At 46.5% G+C, this 8,946-nt stretch carries 6 protein-coding genes; 1 reads left to right on the forward strand and 5 read right to left on the reverse strand.

What is annotated here, in order from left to right; all coding sequences use genetic code 11:
- Positions 1-244: 244 nt before the first annotated feature.
- Positions 245-1,168: an omptin family outer membrane protease gene (locus tag D9741_RS22870; protein ID WP_130217562.1), complete on the forward strand. Its 924-nt coding sequence runs from the start codon at positions 245-247 to the stop codon at positions 1,166-1,168.
- A 67-nt stretch (positions 1,169-1,235) separates the two neighbouring features.
- Here the strand turns inward: D9741_RS22870 and dosP are convergent, their stop codons facing one another.
- The 5 genes from dosP to D9741_RS22895 form a co-directional block, all read right to left on the reverse strand.
- A complete protein-coding gene (dosP, locus tag D9741_RS22875) occupies positions 1,236-3,641 on the reverse strand; it encodes an oxygen-sensing cyclic-di-GMP phosphodiesterase DosP (RefSeq protein WP_130217559.1) in 2,406 nt (801 codons plus the stop codon).
- A 24-nt stretch (positions 3,642-3,665) separates the two neighbouring features.
- Positions 3,666-5,048, reverse strand: a complete 1,383-nt coding sequence (gene dosC / locus D9741_RS22880; RefSeq protein WP_130217557.1) for a diguanylate cyclase DosC — start codon at positions 5,046-5,048, stop codon at positions 3,666-3,668.
- Between the two features lie 349 nt (positions 5,049-5,397).
- Complete coding sequence (locus D9741_RS22885; RefSeq protein WP_130217555.1) at positions 5,398-6,717, reverse strand: glycoside hydrolase family 10 protein; 1,320 nt, start codon at positions 6,715-6,717, stop codon at positions 5,398-5,400.
- A gap of 130 nt (positions 6,718-6,847) precedes the next feature.
- Complete coding sequence (gene gadC, locus D9741_RS22890) at positions 6,848-8,383, reverse strand: acid resistance gamma-aminobutyrate antiporter GadC (RefSeq protein ID WP_130210471.1); 1,536 nt, start codon at positions 8,381-8,383, stop codon at positions 6,848-6,850.
- Between the two features lie 154 nt (positions 8,384-8,537).
- On the reverse strand, positions 8,538-8,946 hold a 409-nt coding region (locus tag D9741_RS22895), incomplete at its 5' end, for a pyridoxal-dependent decarboxylase (protein ID WP_240731127.1).

An 8,946-nucleotide genomic window follows, 5' to 3' on the forward strand; every position in this document is an offset into this window, starting at 1 on the left:
AACCTCGCATTTAAACTGCATCTTCATTTTTTCCGTTATTCCTGCCTGTTCTCGAACAATCATTATTGCATCAGGGTGTAAACTCCTGTTTCGTTCAGAATAACAGTAAAACTTTGTTTATTTATGTTCTCTGTTTGATGGTGAGAAACATTTATGGCATTGTAAGATTCAGTTGATTTAATTAACCTGAATTAATTAAATTTAATTAATGAGCTAATTAACATTGTTTAATAAGGATGAAACTATGTTGATGAAAAAGGTCTCTTTTGCCATTGTTTTAATTTCCCTTAGTCAGTATGCAAGTGCGTCTTCAGAATTTAATTTCTTATCTGACAATGTTTTTGTTGATGCTTCTCTTTCATTTCCGAATGGTGAGTCAGGTGAGTTTGTTTATAGCAATGGTGGCAAACTTAGCCAACTGGACTGGAAAATCCAAAATACCCCCATTGTTAAAATGGGGGTAACCTGGGATGCAATCTCATGGCTGACACTTAATGCTAAAGGCTGGACGACGATTGCGTCTGCCGGCACGCTGATGGATGATTATGACTGGCTGGAGCCGGGGCAGCACCACTGGAGCGATTGGTCACATCACCCGGCAACGCGGTTGAATTTTGCAAATCAGTTTGATCTCAATATGACAGGTTGGTTTTTAAAGGAGCAAAACTACCAACTTGGCGCCATGTTAGGCTATCAGGAGACGCGTTTCAGTTGGATCGCGAAAGGAGGTTACTATAGTTATGATAATGGTGCCGACACTGGAGATATCCCTCATAACGAAAGAGTTATTGGCTACCAACAAAAATTCAGTGCTCCCTATTTAGGTCTCTCTGGTAAATATATCTATCATGATTTTGATATCATTGCTCAATTTAAATACAGCGCCTGGGGAGAAGGGAAAGGTACGGATCAGCATTATTTGCGCAACATTACATTTAAAGATGAAGTATCCAACCAAAAATATTATTCAGGTCTTATTAATGTGGGATATAACATTAATTCACAGACGCGTATTTTCACAGAAATGTCATGGAGTAGATTTTCTAATGATATTGGGAATACTATAATTTATCATAAAGAAAATGGCGAAAGTGTAAAAGAGAAAGATTCGCCAGGGATGCAAAACTATAATTACATTATTGGCGCGGGTATTCAGTATCGATTTTAATATAGCGTCGGGTGAATGGCTGAATATGAATACATGAAATCTTGCCCGTCTGCACGGGCAAGATGTACTAAGCGTCGATTTGAAGCGGTAGCGCAGTAGACATCCAGACAGAGATCTCTTCGGCGGGCAAAGGACGTGAGAATAAATATCCCTGAATAACGCGACAGTGGATCTTGCGTAGCATCTCAAATTGTTCTTTGGTTTCGACGCCTTCCGCCACGACGGTTAAATTGAGGCTTTGCCCAATGCTGGTAATGGCTTCAAGTAAGGCACGGATGCGTTTTTCGGTCAGACAACGATCGACAAAGCTTTTGTCGATTTTGATTTCCGTTACCGGAAGACTGACTAAACGGGATAAACCAGAAAATCCAGTGCCGAAATCATCGACAGATAAACCTACGCCCATATCGCGCAGGATCTGAATGCGCTTAAAGATTTCGGTATCGTGTTCCATCATCATGCTTTCCGTGATTTCCACCGTCAGCTGGTGGCCGTCAATACCCCAGGCTTGCATTGCATCAGACACCTGATTGGGTAGCTGATTGCTGCGAAAGTGCAGCGCAGACAAGTTAACGGAAAGCGCCGGGATATGAATATTCTGGCTCCGCCACTCTGCTAGCTGGCGGCAGGCTTCAGCAATAACCCAGCGACCAATGTTTTCGATTTCGCCAATCTCTTCAGCAAGGGGGATAAATCGTGAAGGGGGAACATGACCATGCTGTGGGTCATACCAGCGAGCGAGGGCTTCGATACCATACAGCTCACCGGTTTCCGCAAAGATCTGCGGCTGATAAACCAGTTTTAGTTTGTTGTTGCTGATAGCTTCTTTCAGCGCCGCACCAAGAATCAGACGCTCTTTCACCATTTCGTTCATTACCGGGCTAAAGAATTGCCAGCCGTTACCGCCGTTTTTGCGAATAAAATCCATCGCATTGTGGGCAGTCGAAAGCAGGTAGTCCCGGTTTTTACCAACGTCGTAACTGATACCAATGCTTAAGGTTAGCGGGAATGGTTTATCGTCAATCATGACCGGTTTATTCACGACATTGCGAAGTTCATCAGCTATTTGGGTAATGTTACTGACGTCGTTTTCCGGACTGATGAGGACAAACTGTGTACCTTCAATACGACAGAGATACTGGTCAGGTTTGATCTTTTCGCGAAATCGATTGACCACTTCCAGCAATGCCTGATCGGCCCACGCATAGCCAAGGCTGTCGATGACATCCTGAATATGGTCAATGCCAATAAGATACACCACCGGAGAGACGGCATTTTCTACCAGGTCATCGAGATAATTGTGTAGGTTATTGCGGTTTGGCAAACCGGTCATCGGATCAAACTGAATGAGCTGCTCAATATGCTGGCGACTTTTTTCCTGTTCCAGCGCCAGGGCGGCCATATGCTGGCTGATATCCGCCACTCGTTCGATAAACGCGCTGGTTACCGCCCCGGACGCTGTTTTGATTTTCAGAATCCCGGCAGGCGCGCCATCGCGCTGGCGAATGGTGACTGACCAACTTTGCGCATTCTTTACTTCCGTCCCATGAGAGGACGACGCCCAATGCACCGGCATACCATTACGCAATGCATACAACGACACATGGGATTCATGAAGAATGGATTCAATATTCCGGCAGATGATTTCGCCCATTTCATGAAATGGCGGGCTGCTACACATCGCGGCGAGAATATTGCCTTCAAGCTCACGAATTTGTCGTTCTTCGGTGATATCAGAGAAGGTCATCACCAGGTTTTGCAGATTAGCCAGCACATCATAAACTGGGCTAATAGAGGCTTTAATCCAGATTTTTTCCCCCGTGCGCGTTAACAACAGAAATTCATCCTGATCACGCGCTGTTTTCCATAGCAGTTGCTGTAAGCGAATACGATTATCTGCCGGGTATTCAGGGATGTTAAGCAAAGTATCGGGCTGCATACCGCTGGCTTCGCTGATGCAGTAACCAAACATTTCAGTAAACGCGCGATTGCACTGCACGATATGGCGTTCCGGGTCCAGCACAATGACCGGGCGGTCGAGATGGTCAACGGCAATAATTAACTGCCGGGTCTGTTCTTTCTGTGCCATTTCTACGCTGGCATCACGTACCAGCGCCAGGTAATAAATTTTCCCTTCGGCAGTGACTTTGGATAGCGCGAAACGGGTCCAGATTTTACTGCCGTCTTTTTTCTCCAGCTGCAATTCCCGGCTCATACCTTCGACCCGCGCTTTACCGCCTTCGCGGTTATGGCGAATATATTCTGGATGCGCAGGGCGCAAATTATGGGGAATCAGCATATCAATGTTATTGCCTATCACCTCTTCGCGCTTATACCCCCAGAGCTTCTCCGCCGCAGGATTAAAAAACATTACTTCGTCATTTTCGTTAATTAACACCGCGCCCATCATATTTTGCTCAAGGGCGGGAAAAAAAATGCCGTCGGCGGCATTTTCTGCATCGGTTAGCTTCATGATTACCTCTGCATCCGGGAGCATCTAAAGACTGGCTTTCCAGAGTTCAACACGGTTTCTACCTCGTCTTTTCGCGATATACAGAGCTTCATCGGCTATTTGAATTAAGCGTTCATAATCAGGATGCCCATTAAACATGGCAGCGCCAATGGACAAAGAAAGGGTGATGTCTTCGCCATTTGCGGCTTTCAGTTTGGTTTTTTCCACCCGGCTGCGGATCCGCTCTGCGGTACGCAAAGTGTCATTTTCTGAAGCTTCAGTCAGCACTATGATAAATTCATCGCCACCGTAGCGAAAAACATAGTCACTGCTACGTACGTTGTCGTAAAACGCCTGTGAGACCTTACGTAAAATCTCATCGCCGGTGTTATGTCCCCATGTGTCATTGATCTCTTTGAATTTATCAACATCTATGATTAGGACAGACAACGGCGTGCCAGCCCGATTGGCATGGGCAATTTCACGTTTAAAGATAGTCGGCAAGAAACGGCGGTTAAGTAATTTCGTCAGTACATCCATACCCACTTCATGACGCGAGACTTCTTCAAAGAGTTCACGTAGTAAGGTGATAATCTGCGATACGGTATTTCGTATCTGTAATAAAAACTTCACGCGCAGACTTTTGTTACTCAAATTTTTGGCATTGAGCATTGCCTGATGAAAAATTCCGTCGAAATCCTGAATAAGGCGAGAGATATGACCAACTTCAGCAATGCCACTAAAATAATGGCGACCTTTATGGTTAAACCACAGGCCAAAATCAGCCTGACTTAACGGTAAGCTGCTGCCTAAATCAGAATCCAACAGGACTTTATAAATAATATCTATTTCCCATGAAAGTAATGAGGCTATTTGTCGTTCTTTTTCTTCTTCGGCGTTTTCCAGTAATGAGAAGATACGATAGTTCTCGTCTTCTTTAGCCGCGCTACTGTCGCTAAAGGTAAATGCTCTGGTCATCACTTCCATGGCTATGTCGATACTGTTAATCGAAAAGTGATAAACCTGAAGTTTTTCAGAAGGTGAATAATCAGAGGAAAATATTACCGGGTAGAGGATTTTTTTCAGCACGCGAAAACCCATCTCGACAATTTCTACCGGAATGCCAATACGAGCATGGACTTCGGCTACGGTATGTTGGATTTGTATAAGTCTTTCAACATCGTCCGTTTGTGCAGAGAGCACATTGATAATCCACGTTTCCATCGCACTTTTAAGTTGCCTTTCAACCTGTTCGTTACTCAAAAACTCTTCGGCATGCGGGTCAGTGCGTACAATTCGATAAAACTCAACACTTAAGTAATGAGCATGCGTTACGGCAATTTCTGCCGCTTTGTTACGAATGAGGGGGTCGACCTGGGCAACTAATCCGGTCCACTCATCTTTCATTCTTTTAAAATACATCTCCATAATTCATACCCTTATACGGCTGGAAAGGCAGACGGAATTGAAAAACGAAACGCAACTCGTTTGGACTGGCTTATGGCACCATATTCTCCTGAAATATGAAGATATACTGAAACGAAATAAGTGACTTATGACCGTTTTAATCTACGCTACTGGTCTTCTGAAGAGTATAGCCCATCGTGATTATTTTTCGGTGATGGTTAATATCGTATGGTTTTTCATATTCATACGTTTTTATCAGGGGAATTATAACAATTCGACTTAAGTTGATTTGATTATTCGTTGAGAGTGTTTTGTTGATGACAAGCCGGTGTTTAAAGCACCGGCAGTGTCATAAAGTAAGAAAGGGCGTTTAGCTTCCCCAACGGCTTTGCAGATAGCTAACTGCCTGTTGAGTTTGCGGCTTGTTCAGATAGTCTTCGCGGAACAAAATCGTGCCGCTAATTTCTGGCACGGCGTCGTTAAGATCGAGCTGCTTTTTCAGTTCTGGCACGCCGCCGTTAACCATCCAGTCTGGTTCTATCTTTGAGGGTTCGCCGACTTTATAGAAGGCGATACCAATATAAAGACGGGTTTTGGTTGGTTTGACGACATCTGCCCACCATTTTGCCAGTACGTCATAACGTGCTGCGCTACGCGAGAACGGCCAGTAAATTTGCGGGGCTATATAATCCAGTAAGCCTTGTTCGACCCAACGACGAGTGTCTGCGTAGGACTCATCATAAGCTGCGGCCCCGCGCGTATCAGAACCGAGCGGATCGTGTGAGCGATTGCGCCAGACGCCCGCAGGGCTTACACCAAATTCGACTTCCGGCTTAATACTTTTAATGGTGTGCGACACCTTAGCAATTAACTGCTGGGTATTGTTGCGCCGCCAGTCAGCTTTTGACGCAAATGCACCACCGTATTTGCGGTATGTCTCGTTATCGTTAAGCCGTGAATCCGGTGATTCAGTATAAAAATAGTCGTCAAACTGCACGCCATCTACCGGATAACGAGAAACCACTTCAGCAACTATCGATGTGATCCAGTCCTGAACTTCAGGGATCCCAGGGTCGAGAACAAAACGGTCACCTGACGTCCTGATCCAGTCGCGATGTTGAACATAGACGCTGGCCGGTTGTTGAGACAGGGTGCTATTCAGTTCTCTGATAGTTCCGGGCTTCGTATTAACCGACACGCGGTAGGGGTTAAACCAGGCGTGTACTTTCATCCCACGCTTATGGGCTTCGTCGAGAATAAATTGCAGCGGATCGTAACCAGGATATTCACCAATTTTGCCGGTCATTAGATCGGACCACGGCAAAATCTTCGACGGCCAAAGGGCAGTGCCGTCGGGCTTCACCTGGAAAAAGACCGTGTTAATTCCCAGTCGTTGCAAGTTTTCCAGTTTGTCGATCATCGCCTGCTGTTGCACGCGGACCCGGCTGGTGGGGTTGCTGATGTTAACCGAAGAGACGGGAGGCCAGTCGAGGCGGGACACCGTGGCCAACCAGATACCGCGCATAGGTTGCGACGACTGTTGTGCGGTCGCTGGTGGTTTTGAACCTGCTGGTGGTGTCGTCATTGAATCTGGAGGCGTGCTTTTACAACTACACAGTAAAAGAGCCAGTGCAACCAGTGCCACTGGCCTTTTAATCGCGAATTTCACAGTTCGGGAGCAGATATCCATATATGCTTATTTCCGGTAAACAGATGTGCGCTTATTCTCGTACTTATCTGGGGCAAGTCAATACGGCAATAAGTACGCAAAAGGGAGCGATTAATTTTCGCTCCCTTGTGTTATTACCACTCAGACACGGTTAGTGTTTCTTATCGTTCATCACAATATAGTGCGGTGAACGAGCACGTGGATGCAGGAAGAAGTGACCTTTCGGCGCGTTCTGGCTGTTAATTGGCTCCAGTGTAACACCTGTATTAGCTTTGCCTTTACGGTCATGAATGGCATAGAGAATAAAGGGCAGGGCAAGTACCACCAGGAAACTAACGACCAGTAATTCGACATACATATCGGTAGAGTCACCCTGGATGTTATCCGGCGGCAGGAAGGAAACAATAAACGCCATAATTGAAGTCAGCAGACCGACAATAGCCACAACCAGTTTCACCCCTTTACCACCAGGGATATTAAATGTGCGTTTTAAGTCAGGATGTTTAAGAACCAACACAATGTAGCCAATAAACAGCATGAAATAAGCACACAGATAAATCACCACCGTCAGCGCCAGTGCGATCAGGAAGGACATGTTGTTACCACCACCGGTGTTGGTGAGGATGATCAACGCGATAGAGGTAATCACCAGCTGGGAAATTACCAGCGTTACCGGCACACCATTTTTGTTCATTTTAGCGAACGCGGCGGGCAGTAGATTTTTCTGCGCGGTGACATACATCCCACGAGAAGGGCCAACAATCCATGAGGCGATTTCCGCCAGAACACCCAGCAGCAGCAGGGCAGAGATAACGCGAACCGTCCACTCAATTTCCGGTGCCACATGAGACATCAGCACGGTGAATGTTTGCATTACACCTGCGGACAGGTTGATTTCATTACCCGGAATCACCATCGCAATGGACAAACCGCCTACTGAACTTAAGCAAATCGCTGCCACCATCAGCAGTAACATTGCCAGCGGATAGTCGCGTCCGGGGTTGCTCATTTCATTGACGTGGGTCGCGGAAGCTTCTACCCCCATATAACTCAAAATGAAGGCAACAAACACAACCAAAGTGCCAACTTTCGAGAAATCAGGGAAGAAGGTTTTGGCATCCATTTCGATAGCAACCGGTGCTCCGGAGTGCAGATAAATCGCTGCTAATGCAATCAAAATAAATGCAGGCAGTAGAATACCCGCGAAGAAACCCACTTTCGCAATTCGCGCAGTATATTTAGTACCGCCAAACTGAGTTAATGCCAGCGCCCAAAGAATAATCAGCGCCGCGATAGTTTTCGTTACCGGCTCTTCATTCAGTGCTGGCCATTTCAGAATGTAGGACAGCGCCCCTAACACGAAATAGAGCATTGGAATAAAGCCAATAGCGATTTGCAGATAGCCAAATGAGATTGCAGCGAATCCCCATTTCGGCCCCAGGGTATTTGATACCCAGGCGAACACACCACCTTCTTCCCAGCCGTCCACGGTAGCCATTTCCGCAGCACAAAGACCAACGGGAATAAACCATAAAATCCCGCCTAAGAGCAGGAAGAAGACCAATGAAAAGCCAGATGTTGCGAAGGTAGGGTATTCATAAACAGCCATTACCATCGACGCCGTGATGGCGAAGAACCCGAGTAATGTTAGCTGCTTAGCTTTACCTGTCTGTACTGATGTAGCCATATTATCCCCCTAAAACGGTTGTCCTGTGGAACCGCACCTGTTTTGCTCTGAAGTGCCTTCAGAACAATTTTTTCCGTTGCTAATGCCAGTGAACAGACTTCGGAAATTGTCCCGAAACGGTTCGTTTCGGGACACCGTTACCGCTTAAACGTTATCAGGTATGTTTAAAGCTGTTCTGCTGGGCAATACCCTGCAGTTTCGGGTGATCGCTGAGGTATTTCAGGGAGGCTTTGTAGTCTTCCAGTAACAGTTCAGCGAAGTCCATTTCGAAGCCACGGCGGCACATAATGCGCATAACCACGATGTCGGTGGCTTCACCGCCGAGGGTAAATGCCGGAACCTGCCAGCCGCGCAGACGCAGACGTTCAGAGAGGTCATACAGGGTATATCCTGGATTTTCCCCGTCTTTCAGTTTGAAGCACACCGCCGGGATACCTTCATCCGGGCGCCCCGTACAGATGAACTCATACGGCCCCAGTTTGGCGATTTCATCCGCCAGATAAGCAGCAACCTGGTAAGAGGCGTTCTGTACTTTGGTATAGCCTTCACGACCGAGGCGCAGG

Source organism: Escherichia sp. E14V7 (assembly GCF_004212225.1).
Lineage (GTDB): Bacteria > Pseudomonadota > Gammaproteobacteria > Enterobacterales > Enterobacteriaceae > Escherichia.